21 protein-coding genes are annotated in these 23,871 nt (G+C 67.7%); 11 read left to right on the top strand and 10 right to left on the bottom strand.

Annotation, left to right across the window (positions count from 1 at the left end; translation table 11 throughout):
- Positions 1–6 precede the first annotated feature (6 nt).
- Entirely contained in the window at positions 7–264 is a 258-nt protein-coding gene (locus V6K52_RS18565) for a type II toxin-antitoxin system prevent-host-death family antitoxin (protein WP_353951589.1), read from the top strand.
- Position 265: 1 nt separating this feature from the next.
- Positions 266–523 carry a Txe/YoeB family addiction module toxin gene (locus V6K52_RS18560; RefSeq protein ID WP_353951588.1) on the top strand — a complete coding sequence of 86 codons (258 nt, stop codon included), beginning with the start codon at positions 266–268 and terminating at the stop codon, positions 521–523.
- Between the two features lie 22 nt (positions 524–545).
- On the opposite strand, the gene xylB is transcribed toward V6K52_RS18560, so the two are convergent.
- On the bottom strand, positions 546–1,976 hold the full coding sequence (gene xylB / locus V6K52_RS18555; protein ID WP_353951587.1) for a xylulokinase: 1,431 nt from the start codon (positions 1,974–1,976) through the stop codon (positions 546–548).
- 175 nt (positions 1,977–2,151) lie between these two features.
- On the opposite strand from xylB, the gene V6K52_RS18550 reads away from it, so the two are divergent.
- A complete protein-coding gene (locus V6K52_RS18550) occupies positions 2,152–3,861 on the top strand; it encodes a hypothetical protein (RefSeq protein ID WP_353951586.1) in 1,710 nt (569 codons plus the stop codon).
- Between the two features lie 9 nt (positions 3,862–3,870).
- Here the strand turns inward: V6K52_RS18550 and V6K52_RS18545 are convergent, their stop codons facing one another.
- Entirely contained in the window at positions 3,871–4,959 is a 1,089-nt protein-coding gene (locus V6K52_RS18545) for an alcohol dehydrogenase catalytic domain-containing protein (RefSeq protein ID WP_353951585.1), read from the bottom strand.
- A 284-nt stretch (positions 4,960–5,243) separates the two neighbouring features.
- Between V6K52_RS18545 and V6K52_RS18540 the strand changes: the two genes are divergently transcribed.
- Entirely contained in the window at positions 5,244–5,507 is a 264-nt protein-coding gene (locus tag V6K52_RS18540) for a hypothetical protein (protein ID WP_353951584.1), read from the top strand.
- Positions 5,508–5,760: 253 nt separating this feature from the next.
- Positions 5,761–6,315 (top strand): DUF3800 domain-containing protein, encoded by a 555-nt coding sequence (locus V6K52_RS18535; RefSeq protein ID WP_353951583.1) that lies wholly within the window; start codon positions 5,761–5,763, stop codon positions 6,313–6,315.
- Between the two features lie 68 nt (positions 6,316–6,383).
- Here V6K52_RS18535 and V6K52_RS18530 read toward each other — a convergent pair whose 3' ends face one another.
- The 5 genes from V6K52_RS18530 to V6K52_RS18510 are packed head-to-tail and all read right to left on the bottom strand — an operon-like array spanning position 6,384 to position 12,163.
- A complete protein-coding gene (locus V6K52_RS18530) occupies positions 6,384–7,436 on the bottom strand; it encodes an NAD(P)-dependent alcohol dehydrogenase (RefSeq protein WP_353951582.1) in 1,053 nt (350 codons plus the stop codon).
- Positions 7,433–8,929 carry a mannitol dehydrogenase family protein gene (locus V6K52_RS18525; RefSeq protein WP_353953814.1) on the bottom strand — a complete coding sequence of 499 codons (1,497 nt, stop codon included), beginning with the start codon at positions 8,927–8,929 and terminating at the stop codon, positions 7,433–7,435. Before V6K52_RS18525 ends, V6K52_RS18530 begins: the two co-directional genes overlap by 4 nt.
- 2 nt (positions 8,930–8,931) lie before the next feature.
- Complete coding sequence (locus V6K52_RS18520; RefSeq protein WP_353951581.1) at positions 8,932–9,849, bottom strand: carbohydrate ABC transporter permease; 918 nt, start codon at positions 9,847–9,849, stop codon at positions 8,932–8,934.
- The gene (locus V6K52_RS18515; protein ID WP_353951580.1) at positions 9,846–10,847 is read right to left on the bottom strand and encodes a sugar ABC transporter permease; all 1,002 of its coding nucleotides are present in this window, start codon (positions 10,845–10,847) and stop codon (positions 9,846–9,848) included. Before V6K52_RS18515 ends, V6K52_RS18520 begins: the two co-directional genes overlap by 4 nt.
- On the bottom strand, positions 10,844–12,163 hold the full coding sequence (locus V6K52_RS18510; protein ID WP_353953813.1) for a sugar ABC transporter substrate-binding protein: 1,320 nt from the start codon (positions 12,161–12,163) through the stop codon (positions 10,844–10,846). The genes V6K52_RS18515 and V6K52_RS18510 overlap by 4 nt, the downstream gene beginning before the upstream one ends.
- Positions 12,164–12,380: 217 nt before the next feature.
- Here V6K52_RS18510 and V6K52_RS18505 point away from each other — a divergent pair, with 217 nt between their 5' ends.
- Positions 12,381–13,319: a sugar-binding domain-containing protein gene (locus V6K52_RS18505; RefSeq protein WP_353951579.1), complete on the top strand. Its 939-nt coding sequence runs from the start codon at positions 12,381–12,383 to the stop codon at positions 13,317–13,319.
- Here V6K52_RS18505 and V6K52_RS18500 read toward each other — a convergent pair.
- A complete protein-coding gene (locus tag V6K52_RS18500; protein WP_353951578.1) occupies positions 13,316–14,278 on the bottom strand; it encodes an NAD-dependent epimerase/dehydratase family protein in 963 nt (320 codons plus the stop codon). The two genes, V6K52_RS18505 and V6K52_RS18500, sit on opposite strands and share 4 nt — an antisense overlap.
- Positions 14,279–14,419: 141 nt before the next feature.
- Between V6K52_RS18500 and V6K52_RS18495 the strand changes: the two genes are divergently transcribed.
- From V6K52_RS18495 to V6K52_RS18480, 4 genes are read left to right on the top strand one after another with little or no spacing between them, the layout of a single operon-like run.
- Positions 14,420–15,142: a TetR/AcrR family transcriptional regulator gene (locus V6K52_RS18495; protein WP_353951577.1), complete on the top strand. Its 723-nt coding sequence runs from the start codon at positions 14,420–14,422 to the stop codon at positions 15,140–15,142.
- Between the two features lie 10 nt (positions 15,143–15,152).
- Positions 15,153–16,049 (top strand): sucrase ferredoxin, encoded by an 897-nt coding sequence (locus V6K52_RS18490; RefSeq protein ID WP_353951576.1) that lies wholly within the window; start codon positions 15,153–15,155, stop codon positions 16,047–16,049.
- A 54-nt stretch (positions 16,050–16,103) separates the two neighbouring features.
- Complete coding sequence (locus V6K52_RS18485; protein ID WP_353951575.1) at positions 16,104–17,918, top strand: AMP-binding protein; 1,815 nt, start codon at positions 16,104–16,106, stop codon at positions 17,916–17,918.
- A 21-nt stretch (positions 17,919–17,939) separates the two neighbouring features.
- Positions 17,940–19,085, top strand: coding sequence for an NAD(P)/FAD-dependent oxidoreductase (locus tag V6K52_RS18480; RefSeq protein WP_353951574.1), 1,146 nt, complete (start codon positions 17,940–17,942; stop codon positions 19,083–19,085).
- On the opposite strand, the gene V6K52_RS18475 is transcribed toward V6K52_RS18480, so the two are convergent.
- Together V6K52_RS18475 and V6K52_RS18470 are read right to left on the bottom strand one after the other, a co-directional pair.
- The gene (locus V6K52_RS18475; RefSeq protein ID WP_353951573.1) at positions 19,066–19,461 is read right to left on the bottom strand and encodes a hypothetical protein; all 396 of its coding nucleotides are present in this window, start codon (positions 19,459–19,461) and stop codon (positions 19,066–19,068) included. The two genes, V6K52_RS18480 and V6K52_RS18475, sit on opposite strands and share 20 nt — an antisense overlap.
- Before the next feature lie 5 nt (positions 19,462–19,466).
- Positions 19,467–21,635 (bottom strand): DUF998 domain-containing protein, encoded by a 2,169-nt coding sequence (locus tag V6K52_RS18470; RefSeq protein ID WP_353951572.1) that lies wholly within the window; start codon positions 21,633–21,635, stop codon positions 19,467–19,469.
- Positions 21,636–21,657: 22 nt separating this feature from the next.
- Here V6K52_RS18470 and V6K52_RS18465 point away from each other — a divergent pair, with 22 nt between their 5' ends.
- Entirely contained in the window at positions 21,658–23,832 is a 2,175-nt protein-coding gene (locus tag V6K52_RS18465; RefSeq protein ID WP_353951571.1) for a penicillin acylase family protein, read from the top strand.
- The last annotated feature ends 39 nt before the right edge of the window (positions 23,833–23,871 follow it).

The following is a 23,871-nucleotide window of genomic DNA, read 5'->3' as shown; positions in this document are numbered from 1 at the left end:
GTAGTGATGAAGACCATGACGTACACCGAGTCACGCGCTCGATATGCAGAGGTGCTCGACAGTGTGACCAACGACCGTGAAGAGGTCGTCATCACCCGAGCCGGTCACGAGCCAGTCGTGATCGTGTCGTTGGAGGACTACGAGTCGCTTCGCGAAACGGCCTACCTCATGCGTTCGCCTGCCAACGCCCGCCGACTTCTGGACGCCATGGAGCGTCTCGAGGGCGGCAAGGGCGTGAAACGCGACCTTCACGAGGCCGACTGACGTGCTCCTCGTCTGGGACGAAAACGCCTGGGAGGACTACCTCTGGTGGCAGGCGCAGGACCGCAAGGTGCTCAAGCGGATCAACACACTCATCAAGGACATTGCCCGCAATGGCAATGACGGGATCGGCAAGCCGGAGGCGCTGAAGCACGACTTCGCGGACTACTGGTCCCGGCGGGCCACTGACGAGCATCGGCTCGTCTACAAGCTCGTCGATGACGAGATCCGGATCGCAGCCTGCCGCTACCACTACGGCTGAGTCTGAGCCCGCTGGCATCGCTTCATTCCGAGGAGCCGTGCAGCTGGGTACGCAGGTCGGCGTACCTCCCGCGGAGCTCGGCGATCCGTTCGGTTGCCTTGGCGTCCGGCTCGAGGACGGCGTCGGTCTGGACCTCCCAGTCTGGCAGGTCCGTGCCGAGGAGCGTGGCGGCAGCCTGGCGGGCGGCACCGAGGGCGACGTACTCACCGGACACCGGCACGTGGACCTCGGCTCCGAAGAGGTCGGCCACGATGGAGCGCACGGAGGCCGATGCCGAGGCACCCCCGATGAGCAACACGCGCTCGACGCGAACTCCCTGTCCACGCAACGCATCCAGCGCCTCGGCGAGGTTGGTGAGCATGCCCTCGACGACGGCTCGAGCGAGGTTCTCGGGGGTGGCGTTGGTGCGGGTCATTCCGGACAGGGTGCCCGTGGCGGTCGGCAGGTTCGGGGTGCGCTCGCCGTCGAGATAGGGAAGCAGCGTGAGTCCATGGGCGCCGGCCTCGCCCGCGAGAGCGAGCCGGTCTAGCTCGGCCAGGTCGACACCGAGCATCGAGGCACCAGCGGTGAGCACCCTCGCCGCGTTGAGGGTCGCCAGCAGCGGCAGGAAACCACCGGTCGCGTCGGCGAAGGATGCCACGGCGCCACTGGCATCGGCGATGGCCGCGTCGTGGCGGGCGAAGGCCGTGCCGCTCGTCCCCAGCGAGATGACGGCGTCACCGGGGCGCAGCCCGAGCCCGAGTGCGGCGCCCATGTTGTCGCCCGTGCCGGGGGCAACCACCAGGCCGGAGTCGGTGCGCCCTGCTGCCTCGGTCGGCCCGAGAACGCGCGGCAGCTCGATCTGCCTCCCGATGGCCAGGTCGAGCACCTCCGGCAGGTAGTCGCCCGATCCCGCGGACCAGTAGCCGGTGCCCGACGCGTCGCCACGGTCGGTCGTCCACGACTCAAAACCGCCGCCCTGCTTGAGGATCTGACCGGTCAGCCAGTCATGGGGGAGGACGCAGGCGCGAGTGCGGTCAAGCGACTCGGGCTCGGAGCGACGCAGCCAACGCAGCTTCGTCACCGTGAAGGAGGCGACCGGCACGACGCCCACCTGCGTCGCCCACCGCTGCGCGCCACCGAAGTCGTCGATGAGGTCGCTCGCATCCTGCGCCGACCTCGTGTCGTTCCAGAGCAGGGCCGGTCGGACGACTTCGTGGGCTTCATCCAACGTGACCATGCCGTGCTGCTGCCCACCCACGGCGATCGCGGACACACCGTCGAGCAGCCCGTCAGCAGTGGCCGACTCATAGGCCTTCCACCACTCGCTCGGATGGATCTCGGTGCCGTCCGGGTGTGACGCGCGACCCTGCCGGACGATCTCACCGGTCTCGGCATTGCACACGAGCACCTTGCACGACTGGGTCGAGCTGTCGACCCCGGCCACGAGCTGCAGATCGGAGGTCGAAGGCATGACGACATCCTCCCTGAACCCAGGCGATCTCGCACGAATGAGCCAGGAACGGCGGTTCCCGGTCGGTGGCATCGCCGGAGGGGAGTGCTCCCCACTGACGAGTGAGCGAATCCGTGCTTGGATTCCGAGAAGGTGTGTCGCGGACGTGTGACCGTCATGAGGGGAGGGAGTGCTGGTGCTCGATCCGGAAGATCTCCATCGCAAGCTCGTCTCGGGCAACTCCGCAACGGTGCGCGCCGAGGCTGACGTCGTCGGTGACGCGATGAAGAAGGTCAATGAGGCGTCCAGCCGCGTCGACGAGGCCGCAGATCGCCCGCAATGGACCAGCGCGGCCTCCGCCGGCTACCGCGTCCGAACGGCCGGCGTCAGCCAGGGGATCGAGGTCAACTACTTCGTCCTCGGGCGGATCCAGACCGCCCTGAACACCGGCGCCAACGAGTACGACGCGATGGCGGGCAACGCGGACACTGTCATCGGCTACTGGCGCAACCGGCCTGCCGGGCTCAACCCCGTGTTCAAGGGCCTTCTTGCCCTGATGGTCCACGGCCAGCTGCTGAGTGTGTCCGCGCAATACAACACGAGGTTGGGGACCGTTGCCTCGTTCGCGTCGGGCGAAACCATCGACCCGAGCTCTCTCGACGCAGACACCCTGAAGTGGTTGCAATCCGGCATGACCCAGACTGCCGAGTGGTTGAGGGAGAATGGTGGTGGCTTCGGACCGCTCATCCCGAACCTGGGGATCACCGGAGACGACCGCGGCCTCATCCCACAGGGGCTCGGTCTCGACCCGGACACGGGGTGGATCATCCAGACCAACTACTCCAAGGACGAGGGCCAGAACTCGACGCTCTCGATGGTCGACCCGACCACGGGTCAGGAGATGGTGGACGTCGAGCTGGGTGGGTACGGCAACATCACGACTCCCGACCACGCCGGTGGGGTGGCATCCGACGGCGAGTACACCTACGTGACCTCGAGCGGGGAACCCTCGCACGTCTTCACCTACCGCAACTCGGATCTGATGAATGGCGGCAGCACACCCGTTGGCCCGATCGGGCCACCGACGCAGCTCCCCAACGGTGCCGGCGCCTACGGCACTCTCAATGATGGCGCGCTCTACGTCGGCACCCACAGTGAGGACATCGGGGGTGGGGGCAACGCCTACGACGGCCAGAACGACGACGGCAGGCTGTACCGCTACCTTCCGGATGGTCACGGTGGGTGGACGCAGGACACCAGTTTTGGTGGTGGCAGCGGCTATGTGCACACGCCACCGCAGGCGCAGGGCGTCGTCGTCCGGGACGGGGAGTACGTCTTCAGCACCTCTCTGGGCCGCACCGAGCCCGGCCGGCTGATCACTCAGGACCGTCAGGACGACGAGTCGGGCAACGGCGATCGCGGCGAACCCTACGAGCTGCCCAACATGTCCGAGGGCATCATCGAGCTCGACGGCCAGATCATCACGACCTACGAGTCGGCGGCTGACGAGTACGGCCCGGACGGCTCCGGCGACGATGAGCTCTGGGCCAACCCCTTCATGACCCAGACCTCTTTGGCCGACCTGGGGCTCAGCGAGGAGGTCGATGTCTCACCGGAGACATTGCGTGGCGCGGCCTCGGATCTGGACACTGCCGCGAGACCCCTCACGGGCGCTGCCAACCTCGTCGGCGGCATCACCGTCTCGGCGGGCAACTTCGGCGAGGTCCCCGCGGCGACGACTCTGACAACGGCCCTCAACCAGCAGCTGGGCCAGTCGGAGCGGAGCCTGGACACCGGGGCACGAGCCGTCCACCGGACGTCGGCAACCCTGGCGGGCAACGCGCGCACCTACACCGACACGGACGAGTTCGCCGCAGGCCATATCGGTCGACCCGGCAGGCCGTGACAGGGAGTCTCAGGCGTCGCCCGTCGTGATGACGACCTTGCCGGAGGCGCCGGCAGCGGCCACGGCATACGCGTCCTCGGCATCGGCGAGCGCAAAGCGGTGGGTGACGATCCGCTCGGGATGCTCACCCCAGCGGGCGAGCAGGTCGAGCAGCTCCGCCATGTGGCCGAGAGACGACACCCACGATCCGTGCATCGTGATCTGGTGGTGGATCAGCAGATCCGAGACGGGGAAGGTCATCTGTCCGCCCTCGCCCACCATGACGCAATGCCCGCGGTTGGCGGTGTTCGTCAGCGCTGCCAGCCGAGCGTGCTCATTGCCGCTGCAGTCCATGGTCACCTCGCAACCCCGTCCATCGGTCGCATCACCGACGGCATCGGCTAGCTCGTCAGGATCGGTGACGACGATGTCGACGAGGTCGAGCTCGCGGGCAAGGGCAGCGCGTTCGGCGTTGGGCTCGAGCCCGATGACGGTGGACGCGCCGAGGTGCTTGCCGAGCATCGCAGCGGCCAGCCCGACCGGCCCGAGTCCGGTGACGAGCAGCCGGTCCCGTCCGCTGATCCCACCGCGCAACAAGCCTTCGTATGCCGTGCCAAAACCGCACGAGACCAGCGCACCATCGACGTGGGTCACGCCTTCGGGCAGACGCAGGCACGAGACGGCCTCGGCGAGCAAGAACTCGGCATGGCCGCCATCGCGCTGCCAGCCGTGGGCCGCACGGGTGGGTGAGGTGCAGCCGATGGGGTAGCCGATGCGACATTCGGCGCAGGCGCCACAGCCGGTGATGTGATAGACCGCGACCCCGTCGCCAACTGTCAACGTGGTGACGCCGGGTCCGACTTCGACGACGTCGCCGCTGGGCTCGTGTCCGGCGATGACGCCTTGGTAGGCCTCGGCGCCGTGGCCGAGGTGCTCGCGATAGATCGCGCGAATATCGCTGCCGCACACGGACGACGCGCGCATCCGCAGGAGCACCTGACCCGGCCCGGGTGTCGGCACATCCACAGTGACGTGCTCCACCGTGCTGTTGCCCGGCAGCCGCACGGCGGGCATCTGTCGCGGGAGTGGTGGATTGCTGGTGCGCGCCAAGTCCGTCATCGACTCAGACTATGAAGCCCTTGACCTCGTGTCGCCTCCTGATCGCAATCTGGAGGGATTCGTGGGCAATCGTGCTGCGTATGGGTGACACTGCGTGCGTGCACTACATGGATCGCCGGCCTCTGGTGAATGCACTGGTCGTAGTTGTCGGCTCGGCGCTCGTGGCGTTCGTCCTGTGGCGAGCTGCAGGACCTGCTTGGGCCACGGCATGTCTCGTTGCCGGACTCGTCGGCACGTACCTGGTGCAGCGACGAAGCGAGGCTCAGACATGGCAGGTTGCTGACATGGAACTGAACTACTCGTGCGGCTCGGTCACACAGACGCCTCGCTTGGCGGAGGTGGTCACGATTTCTGCATGGGAGTACTCGGACTCGTTGCAGGAGTTGTTCCTCGCCCGCAGAGATGAGAGTGGAATGGCTGTGCCCCTCTACGCGACCGACCTGATCGCTGCCATCGGCGATGAGCTGAGGAGCGGAGGTTTCAGGCCGAGCATGGACATGTCCACTTCGGAACTCTTGGGTTTCACCAAGGGTGTCGGTGGCCGCTGACACGGTAGGTGAATGCTGCTCGCCTTCGTGGACGAATCGGACCGCGGGGACTTCCGCTGTTTTGCTGCGGTTGTGGCCAGCGAAAGCACCACCAAAGAACTCACTGAAAGCCTCAAACGCCATCGTTCGTCAGGCGAGTGTCGACTTCGGTGTCGCTCCGACCGCGGAGATCCATGGCCATCCGCTGTTTCACGGAAAAGATGACTGGAGGGACGTCGGACCCCGCGCTCGCGCGGGCATCCACGAGAAGGTCGTGGACGCAATTCTTGCCACGGACGCGACCATCTTGCTGCGTTCTGTGAGTCAGAGTCGTCTGCGTGAGCGTCAAGAGCGGAGCAACTATCCGGTGAAGTTCCCTGCCGAGCAGGTGTGTTTCCAGCACATCCTTCAACGTGTGAATCGACTGGCTGACCTACACGGCACCTACGCACTCGTCATCGCGGACGAGCGGGGAGATCGCGAGCGGCACCGGGAGCGATTTGCGACCTATCAGACTGAAGGCACGCCTGGCGTCTATATGCACACGACCTTGGACCTGCTTCTGGACACCGTGCACTTTGCTCCGAGCCACCGGTCGCGGACGCTTCAGGCAGCTGACATCTTGGCCTTCACCTATCGCCGCCATGAGACGGTCACAGAGACCGATCCGCGAGCGCGACGGATCATGGACCGGATGTGGACGAAGATCCTTGCTTCCGGACAACTCTTCGAGCCGGGCAGTGGCCGTGACGCACAACAGCCCCACGCGAGCGTGGGGCTGAAGGCCATGCGGGCGGCAGCAGTGCTGCGGCCTGCACCTCAAAGGTAGCACCGCACGGCGACAGCGCACTGACACATGACTGAACCGGCAGTCGGACCGTATGCCCGACGGCGAGTTCAGCTCCCTACGGGATGGATGATCGACTTGATGGCCTGGGGGTCGGTGCGGGCGGCGGTGAGGGCGCCTTCGGTCCCGTCGAGGTCGAAGTGTCCTGTCGCCAGTGGCTTCAGGTTCACCCGCCCCGAGGCGACGAGGTCGATCGCCGTCGGCCAGGTGTTGGCGTAGCGAAAGACGCCCGTCACCCACAACTCGCGGTTCTGCACATCACCCAACGGCAGTGCCACCGTGTCGCCGCCCATGCCGATCAACACGACTCGACCCGCAGGTGCCGCGACCCGCACGGCCGCCTGCGTCGAACCCTCGTGACCCGAGCACTCGAGGACGACATCGGGACCGGGGCGGCCGGCATACGCCTCCGCCAGGGAGGTCGAGGAGACGTCCACGACCCTCGTCGCTCCGAGCGATGAGGCCACCGCCAGGCGGTGCGCGTTGACGTCGGCCACGACGACTTCGGATGCGCCGAACGCGACGGCCACCTGCGCGGCCAGTTGACCGACCGGACCGGCGCCCGTGACGAGCACCCGCACGCCGGGGGTGACGCCCGCCCGCCGACAGGCCCAGATCCCCACGGACAGTGGCTCGAGCATCGCGCCCTCGTCGAGCGACACCGAATCCGGCAGGGTGAAGGCGAACGATGCCAAGTGCGTGACGTACTCCGCCAGCGTCCCGTCGATCGGAGGCGTCGCGTGGAAGACCATGTCGGGGCACAGGTTGTAGTGCCCGTCGAGGCATTGGGCGCACGAGCGGCATGGCACACCCGGTTCGATCGCAACCCGCTCACCGACGCGCGCCGGGTCCACGTCCGAGCCGACGGCGACGATCACCCCGGCGCTCTCGTGCCCCAGCACCAATGGCCCTCTGACGACGTGATCCCCGATCCGTCCGTGGTCGTAGTAGTGGGTGTCGGAGCCGCACACACCGACCGAGCGCACCTCGATGAGCACCTCGTCAGCGGCGGGCGCGGGCACCGGCCGCGACTCCACGATGATCGATCCCGGCTGCGCCAGGACGGCCACCCTCATCGCGTCGGGCAGCCGGTCGGATGTCATCGATTGGACTCCAGATCCTCGAGAGTGGTGCGAGCACCATTGTCGTGCAGGGACTTCAGGAACGCGACGTATGCCGTGGTGAACGGTTCGTTGTCGACGAGACTTCCGAAGAAGTCCCGGTCGCGCAAGAAGGCGAGCTCGTCCTCTTCGTACTTCTGGGCCGCAGCCATGACCTTGTCACGGTGTCGGTCGACGACCTCGATGGGCTCACCCTTCTCATCGACACCCTCGGCATAACGCGCCCAGGACGCGACGACGAGCGCCGACCGCTCGAAGCCGCCGCCAAGCTCAAGGTTGCGTTGGATGACGGGCACGAGCCATTTGGGGATGCGGTCCGAGCTCTCGGCGCAGAGCCGGGCCAGGGTGTCGCGCACCTCAGGGTTGGCGAAGCGCTCGATGAGCTGTCGTCGATACGCATTGAGGTCGACGCCTGGCACTTCAGGCAGGGTCGGCGACCCCTCCTCTGTCATGTAGCCGAGGAGGAACTCCGCGAACAGGGGATCCTGGGCCACCTCGTGCGCATAGCGATAGCCCGACAGGTAGCCGAGGTAGCAGAGCGCCTGGTGGCTCGCGTTGAGCAGGCGCAGCTTCATCAACTCGTAGGGCACGACGTCGTCGACGATCTGCACCCCGACGTCCTCGAACGGTGGTCTGCCAGAGGGGAAGTGGTCCTCGAGCACCCACTGCGTGAACGGCTCGGACACCACTGGCCAGGCGTCCTCTACTCCGAACCTCGAGGCCAGTGCCGCGGTGTCCTCCGGCGAAGTCACGGGGGTGATGCGGTCGACCATGCAGTTGGGGAACGCGACATTCTCTTCCATCCACGCGCCGAGCTCGGGATCCTTGAGTCGCGCGAACGCCACGATCATCTTCTTCGCGACGTCGCCGTTGCCGGGCAGGTTGTCGCACGACATGACCGTGAACGGGTCACCGCCTGTGTCTCGGCGACGTCGCGCGGCCTCGACGACGAAACCGAACATGCTCTGCGGCATACCCCCGTCGTTGTCCTTGAGCGCCAGATCTGCCTGCAGGACGGGATCGTTCGCATCGAACTCACCTGTCACCTGGTTGACGTGGTAGCCGCCCTCGGTGACCGTCAGCGACACGATCCGCGTCGCTGGATCGACGAGTCGGTTCAGCACCGCCGAAGGGTCGTCGGGTGCAAAGAGATAGCCCACCATCGAGCCGATGACCCGGGGCTCCAACTGCCCATCCGGATGCTTGATGACGAGCGTGAACAGGTTGTCCTGAGCGGACATCGCGTCCCGCATCCGCGCATCACCGGGCATGAGCCCGACACCGATGATGCCCCAGTCCAGAGCCTCGCCCTCGTTCATGAGTGCGTCGAGATACATCGCCTGGTGCGCTCGGTGGAACCCGCCGACCCCGAAGTGGACGATGCCCGGGGTCACCGTGGAGCGGTCGTATGTCGGCCGCCCCACCTCCTCGGGCAGCTCACCGAGGGAGGCCGACGAGAGTTTCACACTGTTCAACGTCACTTCACGGCGCCCATCGAGAGGCCCTGGACGAGCTTGTCCTGCGCGGCGAACCCGGCGGCGAGCACCGGCAGCGAGACGACGAACGACGCCGCGCACACCTTCGCGAGGAAGAGGCCCTGACTGGTCACGAACCCAGTCAAGAACACCGGAGCGGTTCCGGCAACAGTCCCGGTGAGGACGCGGGCCAGAAGCAGCTCGTTCCAGCTGAAGATGAAGCAGATGAGTGCTGCCGCCGCGATGCCCGGCATGACGACGGGCGCGATGACCTTGCGCAGCGTCACGGTGAGCGAGGCGCCATCGACCTGGGCAGCCTCGAGCATCTCGACCGGGACCTCGGCAAGGAACGAGCGCAGCATCCACACGGCGATCGGCAGGTTCATCGAGGTGTACAGGATGATGAGCAGCCAGATGTTGTCGAGCAGGTTGAACTGCTGCGCGAAGAGATAGATCGGCAGGATGCCCGCGACGATCGGCAGCATCTTGGTCGACAGGAAGAAGAAGAGGACGTCGGTCCACTTCTTCACCGGTCGGATCGACAGGGCGTAGGCCGCGGGGAACGCGAGCAGCAGCACGAGGATCGTCGACACGACGCTGGCCGTGAGCGAGTTGAGCAGCGGCGGCCAGGGCCCGGCGTCGAAGAACGACCGGTAGCCGTCCAGGCTCAACGGCGCGAAGAGGCTCGGCGGGTTCGTCGCCGCGTCCTCCTCCTTGTGGAACGACGTGATGATCATCCACACGACGGGCAGGGCGAACAGCAGCCCGCACAGCCACGCTGCGAGGGTGAGCAGGATGTGCGACTTCGGACTCTTGTGGTGGTTGAATTCCTGCCGCGGAGCATCCGGGTGCGCCACCCGGGCGCCGTCCTTGAAGTAGGCCTCGGGCTCGGGGTGTGAAGTGCGAGCAGTGGTGCTCATTTGTTGTCCTCCTGGAAGAGGCTGAACGCGGTTCGCAACGCTGCCGTCGCGATGATGATGGTGCCCACGACGACGACCACGCCTGCGGCAGAGGCCCGTCCGTAGTCCTGGGCGGTGTAGAACGTCTGGTAGATGAAGTACGGCAGGTTCGCCGTCCCGAGGCCACCGGAGGTGATCGTGAAGACGTGGTCGAAGTTCTGCACGACATAGATCGCGCCGAGCAGACCGCTCAGCTCGATGTATTGCCTCATGTGCGGCAGGGTCATCGTCCGGAAGATCTGCCAGGCGCTGGCACCGTCGATGCGCGCAGCCTCGACGACGTCGAGCGGGCGGGACTGCAACCCGGCCAGCAGGATGAGCATCATGAACGGCGTCCACTGCCACACGAGGGCGGCGACGATGGCGATGAGCGGGTTGTTGCTGATCCAGTCGGGCTGGGGCGCGTTCTCACCGAACACTGCCTTGAGCAACCCGTTGAACAGGCCATATTCGGGGTTGTAGAGCGCGTGCTTCCACAGCAGGGCCGCGGCGACGGGCACGATGAGGAACGGCGTGATCATCAACGTGCGGACGATGCCTCGGCCGCGGAACTTGCGGTCGAGGAGCAGCGCGATGGCCATGCCCATCACGAGGCTGATGCCGACGACGAGCACCGTGAGCAGGATCGTCACCATGACCGCACTGCGGGTGTTGCTGTCGGTGAAGACGCGGGCAAAGTTGTCGAACCCGGCGAACCCGCGCTCCTCCGGGTAGTAGGCGTTCCAGTTCATGAACGACACGACGATCGTCGCGACGAACGGCAGCTGGGTGAGGACGATGACAAAGATCAGCGCGGGGAGCAGGGGAGCTCTCCGGGACCAGTCACCGGCCTTGGCGAGCTTGGTGGCGCGCTCGGCGTTCTCCTTCGGGCTGCGCCCGGATGCATCGTCACCGGAACCGGCAGCCGACGACGGGACGGGACCGTCCGGCATACCCGATGTCTTGACGTCGGAACTCATTTCCCGCTCCTGGTCTGGTAGCGCTCGGAGACGTCCTCGGCGAGGTCCTGCCCGCGGTCGAGCGCCTCCTTGACGGTCATCTTCCCGGCGATCGCCGAGCTCACGTCCTGACTCACCTGGGTCCCGAGGTCGGGGAACTCGGGGATGTCGACGAACTGGATGCCGATGGCGGGTCGCTTCTGGACTCCCGGATTCGTCGGGTCGGCCGCCTCGATCGCGGACTTCGTCGGCTCGGCGAAGGCGGACGAGACCTTGAGGTATTCGGCGTTCTCGTAGGTCGAGGCGCGTTTGCCGGCGGGGACACTGGTCCAGCCGATCTCTTCGCCGACGAGCTGCTCGTACTCCTTGCCCGAGGCCCACGAGATGAACTTCCAGGCGTTGTCCTTCTTCTCGCTCGCCTGCTGGATGCTCCACGACCAGGCATAGAGCCAGCCGGAGGAGTCGGTCTCGACGACGGGCGCCGGCGCGTAGCCGAACTTGCCCTTGTGGGGGGAGTCGTCGGACTCGAGGGTGCCGGCGGCGGACGTGGCGTCGTACCACATGGCAACGTTGCCCTGGACGAGGTTGTTGAGGCATTCGGTGAATCCAGCCTGAGGAGCGCCATTTTCACCGTGATCGCGCACGAGGTCGACATAGAACTGGACGGCCTTGGTGAACTCCGGGGAGTTGACCTTGGGAGTCCAGTCCTCCTCGAACCACGTGCCGCCGAAGGTGTTGACGACGGTTGTGAGCGGCGCGAAGATCTGGCCCCAGCCGGGCTGGCCGCGCAGGCAGATGCCCTTCATGCCGGGCTCCGCTCCATCAACCTTGGCCGCGATGTCAGCGACCTCCTGCCACGTGGGCTTGGCCGGCATCGTGACGTTCTTGGCCTCGAGGATGTCCTTGCGATACATGAGGAACGACGACTCGCCATAGAAGGGCTCCCCATAGACCTTGCCCTCGCTCGACAGCGACTGGGTCATCGGACCGAGGATGTCGTCCTGGTCGAACTCGGGGTCCTTGGCAATGAAGTCATCGAGCGGCGCGATCCACTTGGCCTTGGCATAGATCGGGATCTCGAAGTTGGACAGGGATGCCACGTCGTACTGACCGGCCTGGCTCGAGAACTCCTGGCTGATCTTGTCGCGGACGTCGTTCTCGGGGAGGACGGTGAAGTTGACGCGGATGCCCGTGTCCTTGGTGAAGTGCTCGGCTGTGAGCTTCTGGAGGTCGACCATCTGCGGGTTGTTAACCATGAGGACGTCGATCGAGTCGGTGCCACCGCCGCCCACTCCGCCGCCGCCCCAGCCGGCGCAGCCGGTGAGCGCGGCGGACATCAGGGCAGCCGTCGCGATCGCGCCCCGACGGCGCCTTGGGTGACCGCGTCGTTTGTCCCGTGCGGGGGTATGCCGTGTGCTCCCGGGCATCGTCGCCCTCCTCTGCCGCTTCAGTGCGTTGTGGCCGGATCCTGTTCCTGCGCTCAGATGAGCGCGTATGCTGCACACATGAGCCTGTACGGTTCAGGTCACGTTGTCAACAGGTCGAGGAGGGTTCGTGGTTGAGCAGCTCGGTCCATCAGAGGCCGTCCTCGCCGCTGCCGTCGCGCGGCGGCACCTCATCGACGGCGAGTCCAAGGTCGACCTCGCGACATCGCTGGGCATCAGCCGCTTCAAGGTGGCCAGGCTCCTCGAGGCTGCCCGCGAGAGCGGCATGGTCAAGATCGAGATCGTCTCGCCGCTCGGCATCGACACCGACCGATCCGCCAAGTTGCGGGAGGCCCTCGCCCTCCAGCACTGCGTCGTGGTTCCAGGCTCCGGCGCTCAGGCTGACCCGGGCGTATCGGCAGCTGCTGCAGCCCTGCTCAGCGAAATCGTCACCGACCGCGACGTGCTCGGCCTGCCCTGGAGTCGGTCCGTGAGCCGCATGGTCGATGTGCTCCAGAGCCTGCCCATGATCCCCGTGGTCCAACTCAGCGGAGCCATGGTCACCCCCGAGGAGGACAGCAGCTCCGTCGACGTCGTGCGCCGCGCTGGTCGGATCGCCGGTGGGGGCCGACACGTCTTCTATTCGCCGCTGCTCCTCGACGACGCGGCCAGCGCAGAGGTCATGCGCCGACAGCCGCCGGTCCGCAAGGCCCTTGACCACGTCGCCGACGTCACCCTCGCCGTCATCGGCCTCGGCGCCTGGGCCCCCGAGGTCTCAACGATCCATGAGGTCCTCAGCCCGGCCGAGCGCAAGGCCGTGACCAGGGCCGGGGCTGTGGGTGAGGCGGCCGGAGTCTTCTTCGACGCCGACGGAGTCGTCGTCGACACCCCGCTCACCGCGCGGATCATCGGGCTGACCGGAACCCAGCTGCACGGCATACGCCATGTCATTGCCATCGCCCACGGGGTCCCGAAGGTCGCGGCGATCGGGGCGGCGGTCAGAGGCGGTCTCATCGACTCGCTCGTCACCACCTCCGAGACCGCCGACCACCTCCTCGCCGGTCCCTAACTCGCCAATTCCTCCTCTCCGGGACGCGACACGCCGCCCATCGGGTAGCCGGCGTCGGCGAGGTTCTGGCGCAACGACTCGTCGAGCGGTGTGAAGGCGCCGCCGAAGCGTGCTGCCGTCTCGGAGGCGTCAATGAGGAACGGACGGTGGAACTGGTAGGCCATCTCGAGGGTCGCCTTCGCCATCGAGTTGAACAGCCCCGCTCCGCGCACTGCAGCGCTCGGCAGGTGGCTGAGTTTCACCGGCGGCCAGCCCGCGATGGTCGCCGCCTGGTCGGCGATCCCACGGACCGACGTGGCAGGCGCGCTCGGCACCATCCAGTAGCGGCCGTGGGCGCCCTCGTCGAGTGCCGCGTTGACGAGCAGTCGGCCGGCATCGGCGGGATTGGTCCACGTGTGAGGGGCGTCGAGGTCGGCGGGGATGAAGGCGCGCTTGCCCTGCGAGATCCGCGCATAGGCCAGCAGGCTGTGAAGTGAAGGCCCGGCTCCCACATAGTCCGAGCCGCGCACCGCCACGGCGCTGGTGATGCGGCCTGATTCGGCTGCGGCCAGCAGGTCCTGCCACATCTTCATCCGGATCGTGCCCTTGATGCTGCTGGGCCGATCAGGCAGTGCGGCGGACATCGGGACGTCGACCGGGCCGAACGGGTAGAGGTTGTCGACGACCGCGACGACGGCGCCCGAGTGCTCGGCGGCAGTGAGGATCGAGGCGGCCAGCGGTGGCCACGTCGTGGGCCAGGCGTTGTAGTCGGCAGGATTGAGGGCGTTGTAGATGACGTCCGCACCCTCGGCGATGGCGGAGAGCGCCGGTGCGTCGGCCACGTCCGCGCGCACCCTGTCGGCACCCTCGGGGCCACCTCCTGACCGGGTGACGACCGTGACGTTCTCACCGCGCCCGAGCAGGTCGCTCGCGATCGCCGATCCGACCGGTCCCGCACCCAGCACCACATGTCGTCCCATGACCAAGCTCCTTGAGTGAGCGGCTCTCGTCCTGAGTTGCGAGAGCACTGCTCTCTCAATGTAGGGCGTTCTCACGCTGGTTGGCAAGAGCAGTGCTCTCCCATCGGAGCGGTGCTCGCTCAGTCGTGTCAGAATCGGGCGATGACAACGACGCGCGAGCGACTCCGGGCCGAGACGCTCGATGAGATCAAGACGGCCGCACGAGCCCGCCTCGCTGTCGACGGCGCCAACCTCTCGCTACGAGCCGTCGCACGAGACGTGGGCCTTGTGTCCTCAGCGGTCTATCGCTATTTCCCCTCTCGTGACGCGCTGCTCACTGCGTTGATCATCGATTCCTACAACGACATGGGTGCCGCCGTTGAGGCGGCCGAAGCAGTCGTGTCGCGTGAGGACCTCCACGGGCGGTTCGTTGCGCTGGCGAGTGCCATCCGCGCCTGGGCCCTCTCTGCGCCCAACGAGTACGCCCTGATCTTCGGCAGCCCGGTCCCGGGTTATGCCGCGCCGCAGGACACCCTCGCGCCAGCCATGCGGGTGACGACGGTGCTCGCTGGCCTCCTCCATGACGGCCTGGCGAGTGGAACCCTCACGGACCCCGGTGATCTTGTCGACAAGGCGCTGCGTGTGGACCTGGCCGAACTGACGTCGCAGCCGCCCTTCCAGGGAGTGCCGCTCGGGCTGATGGCGCGCGGCATGGCGGCCTGGTCGGCGATCTACGGGCTGGTGAGCTTCGAGCTGTTCCACGCCTACGGTCCGCTCACTGCCCCCGGAGCCCTGTTCGACCATCAGGTCCTTGGGATCGCCCGCCAGATGGGCCTCGTACCACCGGACGGGCGGACCACGCGCTCGCGCAAGCGCGCCACGTAGCATCGAGCGGGTGAGTCCCGAGACGACGCGTTGTTCGAACGCCTTCCGTGAGCGAGGCGAACCCATGCTCGGGTCGGCCCCCGTGGCCCGGCGCTGGTTGCTCATCGAGCACCCCGGGCCGTGGTCCAAGGACCACCTCGACACTCCGGGCATCGCCGGGCCCGTCGCGCGAGCCATCGAAGAGGCGTGCGCCGAACTCCAGGGCCGCTCGCTCCTCATGCGTCGCTCCGGGCGTCAAGCACCCGGACAAGCACCTGCTTGGTATGCCGTGGACACCGCCCACGGAACCTCGGTCTCGGGCACGTGGCGGACCAGCGACGACCTCCTCGCGGCGGTGGCCGCGCTCGGTGCACCCCTGGCTCACTCCGAGACCCTCGCCGAGCCGATGCTCCTCGTCTGCACCCAGGGCACCCGCGATGCCTGCTGTGCGCTGCGCGGTCGCCCGGTCACGGCGGCGCTGGCAAGGGTCTGGCCGGACGAGGTGTGGGAGTGCACCCACCTCGGTGGTCACCGCTTCGCCGGGACATTCATCTCGATGCCCGACGGCACCTGTTTTGGCACAGTCGACCTGCCCAACGCGGTCGAGGTGGTGCGTTCACACCGCTCCGGTGAAGTCGACACAACGCACCTGCGTGGGCTCGCTCGGTTCTCGCCGGCGGTCCAGGCGGCGACCGGGTCGGTGCTCGCCGCACATGGGCCGGCCCCGATCACCGCTGCTCGCCCCGGCACCGTTGAGGTCGTCTCGCAGACCCTCACGCGCGTCGAGGTCATCGGGGACGACCCTCTTCCCGACACGACCTGGGTCGAGGTCGCGGCCGAAGCCCTTCCGCCCGCCCCGTTGTCGTGCGGCAAGACACCGGGTGAGCACACGGCATACCGGACGTCTGTCGTTTCCGACCCTCGCTGACGCCAACGCTGACCCCACTGGCGAACCTGCCGCCCGTGCGGGCAGGCTGGGCACATGACAGCGACGTCGACGATCGAGACCGAGTCAACCCAGCGATATCGCGCATCGCGTGACCAGATCCTGGGGTGGCGCGGCAAGCACGAGGAGGCGGTCCGCGACTTCACCTTCCCCGACCTCGGTGAGCGCTTCAACTGGGCCATCGACTGGTTCGACGTCATTGCCCGAGGCAACCCGGAGAATGCCCTCGTGGTCGTCGAGGAGGACGGAACATCGAGAGAGGTCACCTTCGACGCGATGGCCAACCGCTCCGACCGTGTCGGGCGTTGGCTCGCGGAACGTGGTGTGGCACAGGGTGATCCGGTCATCATCATGCTCGACAACCAGGTCGAGCTCTGGGACTGCATGCTCGCGGTGATGAAGCTCGGGGCGATCATCATGCCGACGACCTCCGCCGCCGGCGCCGCCGATCTCGAGGACCGTGTCGCTCGTGGCGGTGCGCGTCACGTCATCAGCAACGCCTCACAGGTCGACAAGCTCGCGGGCCTGTCGGGCAACATCACGCGGATCAGCGTCGGTGCCGCAGAGGGCTGGCACGACCTGAACGATGCGTATGCCGTGGACTCACCTCCGCTGCCGCATCCCGGCACTGCGCCCGGTGACCCGTTGCTGCTCTACTTCACGTCCGGTACGACGAGCAAGCCCAAGCTGGTCGAGCACACCCAGGTGTCCTATCCGCTCGGGCACCTCTCGACGGTGTTCTGGCTCGGGCTGCGACCGGGCGATGTGCACCTCAACATCTCGTCACCTGGTTGGGCGAAGCACGCCTGGTCCTGCTTCTTTGCCCCGTGGATCGCGGAGGCAACGATCCTCGTCTACAACTACGGCCGCTTCGATCCGCCGGCGCTGCTGAAGGTGTTGCGGGACAAGGCAGTCACGACGTTCTGCGCGCCGCCGACCGTCTGGCGGATGCTCATCAACGCCGACCTGTCCGATGGTCCCGGCTCGTTGCGTGAGGTCATCGGCGCAGGCGAGCCGCTCAACCCCGAAGTCATCTCGCAGGTGCAGGACAAGTGGGGACTCACCCTGCGGGACGGCTACGGGCAGACCGAGATGACTGCGGTGGTCGGCAACACCCCCGGCTCGGCACTCAAGCCGGGGTCGATGGGGCGGCCGCTGCCGGGTTGCCCGGTGGTGCTGGTGGATCCGGCGACAGGGGATCGGGTGTCGTGGGTGGGCGAAGCGGGCCCCACGGACGAGACCGCGCGCCAGCGCGGGGTCGCCGAGGCGGGCCCCACGGACGAGACCGCGCGCCAGCGCGGGGTCGCCGAGGGAGAGTTGTGCCTCGATCTTGCCGCTGCGCCATTGCCCCTGATGACCGGCTATCAGGGAGATCCCGAGCGCAACGCCGAGGCGATGGCCGACGGTTTCTATCACACGGGCGACGTGGCGTCCGTGGATGCAGACGGCTACATCACCTACGTCGGTCGCACCGATGACGTGTTCAAGGCGAGCGACTACAAGATCAGCCCGTTCGAGCTCGAGTCGGTCTTGATCGAGCACCCGGCAGTCGCCGAAGCGGCGATTGTGCCGGCGCCCGACGAGGTACGGCTCGCGGTGCCGAAGGCCTATGTCGTGCTCGCTCCAGGGCATGAGCCCACCGAGGAGACGGCCCGCTCGATCCTCACCTACGCCCGCGAGCATCTGCAGCCGTGGCAGCGAGTGCGCCGACTCGAGTTTGGCGAGCTGCCCAAGACGATCTCGGGCAAGATCCGGCGCGTCGAGCTGCGAGGTCGCGAGGAGCAGGTGGCCAGCGGTGAGGCCGAGGCGTCCGGGAACGAATGGCGCGACGACATCGTCAAGGGCGACTGACCGGCATACGGGAGTCGTGACGTGAAGACCGATCTGCTCGTCATCGGCGCCGGGCCCGCGGGTGCCGCCACCGCGCTGGGCGCGCTCACCGAGGACCCGTCACTGCGGGTGGTGCTGCTGGACCGCAGCGACTTCCCCCGTAACAAGTCCTGCGGCGACGGCATCGCTCCGCACGTCGTCACCGCGCTCGCACAGGTGGGCGCCGCCGCCGTCGTCGATGGCTGGGAGCCGGTCCGCCAGCTCGAGCTCTCGCACGGGGACGTCAGCGTCGAGGGCGAGATGGATCGCGAGGTCCACGTCATCCCACGCAAGGTCTTCGACGCGCGGCTCGTCGAGCACGCCGTGGCGGCAGGGGCCGAACTGCGCCGCCAGCGGGTCACGGCGTTCAGCACCCACCCGCTCCGTGTCGCGGGCGAGATCGAGGCCCAGGTGGTCGTCGGCGCAGACGGTGCCAGCTCGGTGGTGCGCGCTCAGCTGCTCGGGCGTCGCCGTGACCCACGGGCTCTGGCCCTGCGCGGCTACGCCCGGGTCACCGACGCGTGGCGCGGGCGCCAGGTCATCCGCTACGGCGACCGCCGTCAGCCCTCCTACGCCTGGGCTTTCGACTGCGGCAACGGGCTCGTCAACGTCGGCTACGGCGAGTTGCTCCCGGGCGAGGGGTCCAGGCGGGCCGCGCCCAGCCGCCAGCTCCTGCTCGACCAGCTCGAGTCGCTCCTGCCCGGCGCCGCCAGCACCGGCTCGGGCTGGCTTGGTCATCACCTGCCGCTCAGCTCGTGGCGCTGGGATCAACCCGACGGCGCGGTGCTCCTCGTCGGCGACGCCGCGGGGCTGGTCAACCCGATGACGGGCGAGGGCATCTACTACGCCATCGCGACGGGGATCGCCGCTGGTCGCACCGCTGCTCGCGCGGTGCGCGCCGGGCGCCCCACGGACGCTGGCGCGGTTCACCGCCGCGAGGTCCGTCGGCTACTCGGCACGCACCTCAGGCACACGTGGCTGTCGTCCCGGCTCGCGCAGTCACCCGCCGTGGTGGACGCGGGGATCCGCGCCGCCGGACGCGATCGCCGGGTGTTCGACACGCTCGTCGAGATCGGTTTGGGCGACGGTCGGATCAACCGACCTCTCGTCACCGGACTCGTGGGGGCGCTCAGGCCAGGGCGGTCCTGACCTTGTCGAGGAGAGCCTGCTCGTCGGCGTTGACGCCGTCGGACGCCTCAGCGACTTTCTGGACGGCCTCGAGGATGACGCCCTTGAACGCCTGCGCCGAACCGTCGTCCTTCGCCCCGAGGACGGCGACTGCCTGGGTCAGCCCAGTGAGGACGGCCTGCTCCTGCGCCGCCGGATCGCCGGTCGGAGGCTTGGGTAGCCCTCCGCCGCGAAGGATCTCGGTGATCTCCTTGGGTGCGGAGGCGAGGGCCTTGGACCCGGCGAGGCTCTCCTTGAAGGACGAGAAAAAGCCGGGATCGGCCTTGCTCACGAGGGCGATCGCCCCGAAAGCGGCGTTGCGGACAGTGTCACGTTCTGCATCGGTGTAGTCAGCCATGCTCCTCAGTCTGCCTCGCTCGGTGTCGACTCGGGCGATTGAGCGGTCACCTCTCGCACCGTGAGGCCGCCGAGTGGGCCGGTGCCGGGTTCGGGCTTCGCACACGTCCGGTCCGGGTCGGTTGCGGTGTCGATGCGGCTGCCGTTCACAAGGCTGACGTCGTCGTAGGCCGGTCGTCCCTCGATGACGTTGCGGTAGCGGTAGCGGGTCACCGAGGTCAGGCGACACGTCTCGCCGAAGGTCAGCACGTCGAACGCGGACGGCTGGCCGACGAGCTCCTCACCGTCCTCTTCGCCAACGAAGTGGGTGAGTGGCCCGCCGCCGGTGAACGTGCCAGCCTGGATCCGGTTCCCCTCGAGGTCGGGCGTGTGCATGTGTCCGTTCACGGCGACGTCTGCGCGTGGCACGTCCTGCACGGCCCACGGCTCGTGTGAGACAAGGAGGTCGAGCGGCTCCTGCTGGGCGAAGGCGTCGATGAACGACTTCTTGGCGGGCTGTTGCTTGTCCTTGCTTCGCTTGCCGTCATCGCCGAACCAGCGTGGGTCGTTGAAACCGCCGATGCGTATGCCGCCCGCTTCCACGACGTTGTAGCTCTTCGTATCGGGTTGCAACAGAACAACATTGGGGACCCTGGCCAGGCGATCGAGGATGGCGCTGTCGGTGGCGGAGGTCGCGTCATGGTTGCCCCGGGTGAAGAGATAGGGAACCGGCAGCGAGGCGATGCCGGCAAACATCCCGGACGCGTCACCCTCGGTCACGGTGCCAAAGTTCACGAGGTCGCCGGTGTCGACGACGAGGTCGATGTCCTCCTCCTCGACGATCGTGCGCAGGAGGGCGTACTGGTTGCCCGCGTGGAGGTCGGAGACCAGGAGGATGCGCAGGGCGGATGGCTCCGAGAGCTCGGTCGGTGAGTACTTGTCCTGGAGCGCTGACGAGAGGGCGATGAGGTTGCGCAGATAGGGCGACACCTGCGCCGTGCGGGCCTCGACGTCGGACAGGAGTGACTGGTTGCGCTGCACCGTGCCGAGCACGCCGGTGGACGTGAACTCGTGCTGCCGGACGGGTTGGTAGGTCTGCCAGATGCCCAGACCTGTAGCGCCACAGGCGATCGCCCACGCTACCGACGCCCCGACCACGGTCCTGACCTGGGGTCGACGGCGCCGTGCCAGAGCGCTGACACCCAGCGAGAGGGCCATGATCAGGAGTGCGCCGATCGCGAACCGCAGCCCGACGTCACGAGCAGCCGTGCGGATGGCGGTGGTCAGCTCAGCTGGTCCCGGCTGCAGGCTCGAGACGGTGATGCCCGGTTGACTGAGGAGTTCAGCGATCGAGGCCTTGACCTGAGGAGTGGCCTCAATGCCTGGGGCGAACCCGGTGAAACCGACGTCGATGTCGCCAAACAGAGTGCGGGCATTGAGGTGGCTCGAGGTCCGCGGGTCCATCGACAGCTGCACCTGCGCCGAGTAGTGCGTGGTGTCGGCCGTGGCCGGCGCCAGGCGGGTGGCAGCCGTCCCACCGGCGGCGCAGGCGATGGTGAGCGCCGCGACCGCGAGAAGGTTGCGAACCCTCCGCCCGCCGACCCGGTGACCAAGGGCCCACCACGCCGTGACCGCGGTCGCCAGGGGCCAGAGCGCGAGCAGCGCGGCGACGACGCGCTCGTGCGCACCGAACGGCATACCTGCTCTTGCTCCCACCGTGAGCGACGCGACGAGGACGAGCATCAGGGCCGCCGCAGGCCGAGCCACGCGAGGCTGAACCAGAGGGGTGCCCGAGCGGTCGGCCCCGAACCACGGCCAGAGGGCCAGCAGCACGAAGCTCACCGAGGCGACGACCGTGTGGGCGAGCGAGCCATCGGAACGAGAGGGGAGCGGCACGAGCGCCACCCCGATGGTGGCCAGCCCGGCCCCACCGAGCACCCACCGTCCCGCGCGACGCAGGCCCGGCAACATGAGCGCTGAGCCGATGTGCGCGAGGCCGGTAAGGATGAGCGCGACGGTCATGATCCAGCGGTGAGGTGTCTCGAGGGCGGCAAGGGCGCTGATGGACTCGCGCACCGAGTCGAAGCCAGCCGGTTGCTGGGTCGCCGCCCACGTCCAGCCACCCACGAGCGCGACGACAGCGGCGGTCGCAGTGAGCAGGGCGCCGCGGGGGTGTCCCGCACCTGGACCAGACATGGCCCCACCCTAAGGTGACCGCATGAACGCAGTTGGCCCGCTGCCAGATGGTGCCCACGTCATCCGCGACGAGCACGGCATCCCCCACATCTGGGCCTCCTCCGTCACCGACCTCGCATTCGCCCAAGGTGTCGAGGCCGCGCAGAGCCGCACCTGGCAGCTCGATGCCGATCGGCGTCAGGCGCAGGGGTGCGTCGCGGCACTGCTCGGTGAGGTCGCGTTCGAGTGGGACATCTTCGCGCGGCGTGCCCGGATCGCCGATACGGCGCAACGTGCCTTCGTCGCGCTCGACGCCGAGAGCCAGGACTTCTTTGCTGCGTATGGCGCGGGCGTGAGTGCCGCTTTCGCCGCTGGGGCCACCTGTGGTGAGCTCGAAGACCGTGGGGCGGCCCCGGGCGCGTGGGAGCCATGGACGGCGCTCGCAGTGTTCTCGGTGAACAACATCCTCTTCTCGACGTTCCCCGACAAGCTGTGGCGGCGAGCCTTGCGGGATGCTGTCGGGGAGTCACTGGCAGGGTTGGTGGTGCGTGAGCCCGGGCGGGCCCCGGGGTCGAATGCGTTCGCGCTCAACGGTGCTCGCACCGTGTCGGGCCTGCCTCTCATCGCTGGTGATCCGCATCGGCTCTTTGACACCCCCAACGTCTATGCGCAGGTGCATCTGGCCTGCCCCGAGTTCGACGTCGCTGGTTTCACGTTTGCCGGGGTGCCGGGGGTGCAGCACTTCGCGCACGCCGGGCCTGTCGCGTGGGCGATCACCAACGCGATGGCTGACTACCAGGATATGAACGTCGAAACCCTTGCGCGAGAGGGGGATCGGGTGCTCGCCGCGGGGTCGAGCGGGCTCGAGGAGTGCCGCGTCATCGCCGAGGTCATCGAGGTGCTCGGAGGTGAGTCGGTCGCGGTCGAGTGCGTGGTGACCCCTCGCGGGCCGGTGGTCATCGACGAGCGCGCCACCGGTGGTGAGGTGTTGAGCCTGTCCATGCCGTCGCAGCGCGACGGTGACCTCGGCCTTGGCGCCGTGCTGCCCTTGTTGCGGGCTCGGTCCGTCGGGGACGTCGAGGCCGCACTTGCGGGGTGGGTCGAGCCGGTGAACAACCTTGTCGTCGCCGATAGCGCTGGGGCGGTCGCGCACAGGGTCGTCGGGCGGGTGCCGGTGCGAGCGTCGGGTCAGATCCCCGGCGTCCCGACTCCGCCCGGTGAACACGACCGGGTTGGCGTCCACACCGACCTGCCACAGAACCCGGTGGTGGACGGCGCTGTAGTCACGGCCAACCAGCGCGAGACCGCTGCCTACGACGCGATCAGCACTGCCTGTGCGGCGCCGTTCCGTGCCCGGCGCATCACCCAGCGCCTCGACGAGCGAGAGCAGTGGGACGCGAGCAGCCTGCGTGAGGTCCTGCTCGATGACCGGCAGACCGCGGGGTCTGCGCTCCTCGAGGCGATCAGTGCGTTGGCCCAGCCCGGCCGGCCCACACCCACCGCCCAGCCCGACCAGGCGGCCGCCCTCGACGCATCGGCCGCAGCCCGGGTGGATGAGCTCGTGGATGAGCTCGCCCCGTGGGATCGGCAGATGCGCAGTGACAGCGTCACCGCAGCGCGGTTCGCCCAGATCCGCACACGGCTCGTCGGGCACTTGGTAGACCACCCGGCATACGCCGCTGTTCCGTCGGCATCGCCGCACGGTTCTCTGTATGACCCGTGGTTCAGCTTCGCCGGCCGTATCGATGCCTGTTTGCCGACCTTCTTTGATCCTTCGTCGGCGACGGTTCTGGCGGAGGCGGGGATCGACCTCGCTGCCTTGGTGCGCCAGAGCGTCACCGAGGTGGCGGCCGCGCCGACCGACAAGCCGTGGGGTGAGCACCACCGGTTCCACCCGATCTCGGTGCTCGAGCGATTCGGGCTGCCCGATGTGGCGCCAGCGGTGTCGGGACGACCGCTGCCCGGCGACGGCGACTGTGTCAACGCGTCGGGGTGGCTGCCGGCGCACGGCGTCTCGATCCGCGGCCCGGTCGCGCGCTATGTCTGGGATCTTGCCGAGCGCGACGCCAGCCAATGGGCGGTACCGCTCGGTGCCGGTGGTGGTCTTGATGATCCGCATCGCGCCGACCAGTTCGACGCGTGGGTCGGTGGGACGCTGCTGCCCGTCCTGACAGACTGGGCCGTGCTGGACAACCCTGACGACGCCAGCGCGACCTGACCGACATCACCACGAGTGATCACGAACGAAGAGGAATGA

Origin of the sequence: Knoellia sp. S7-12 (assembly GCF_040518285.1) — a bacterium.
In the GTDB taxonomy this organism is placed as follows: Bacteria; Actinomycetota; Actinomycetes; order Actinomycetales; family Dermatophilaceae; genus Knoellia.
The sequence above is the reverse complement of the archived record's forward strand: the minus strand, read 5'-3'. Positions and strand labels throughout refer to the sequence as shown.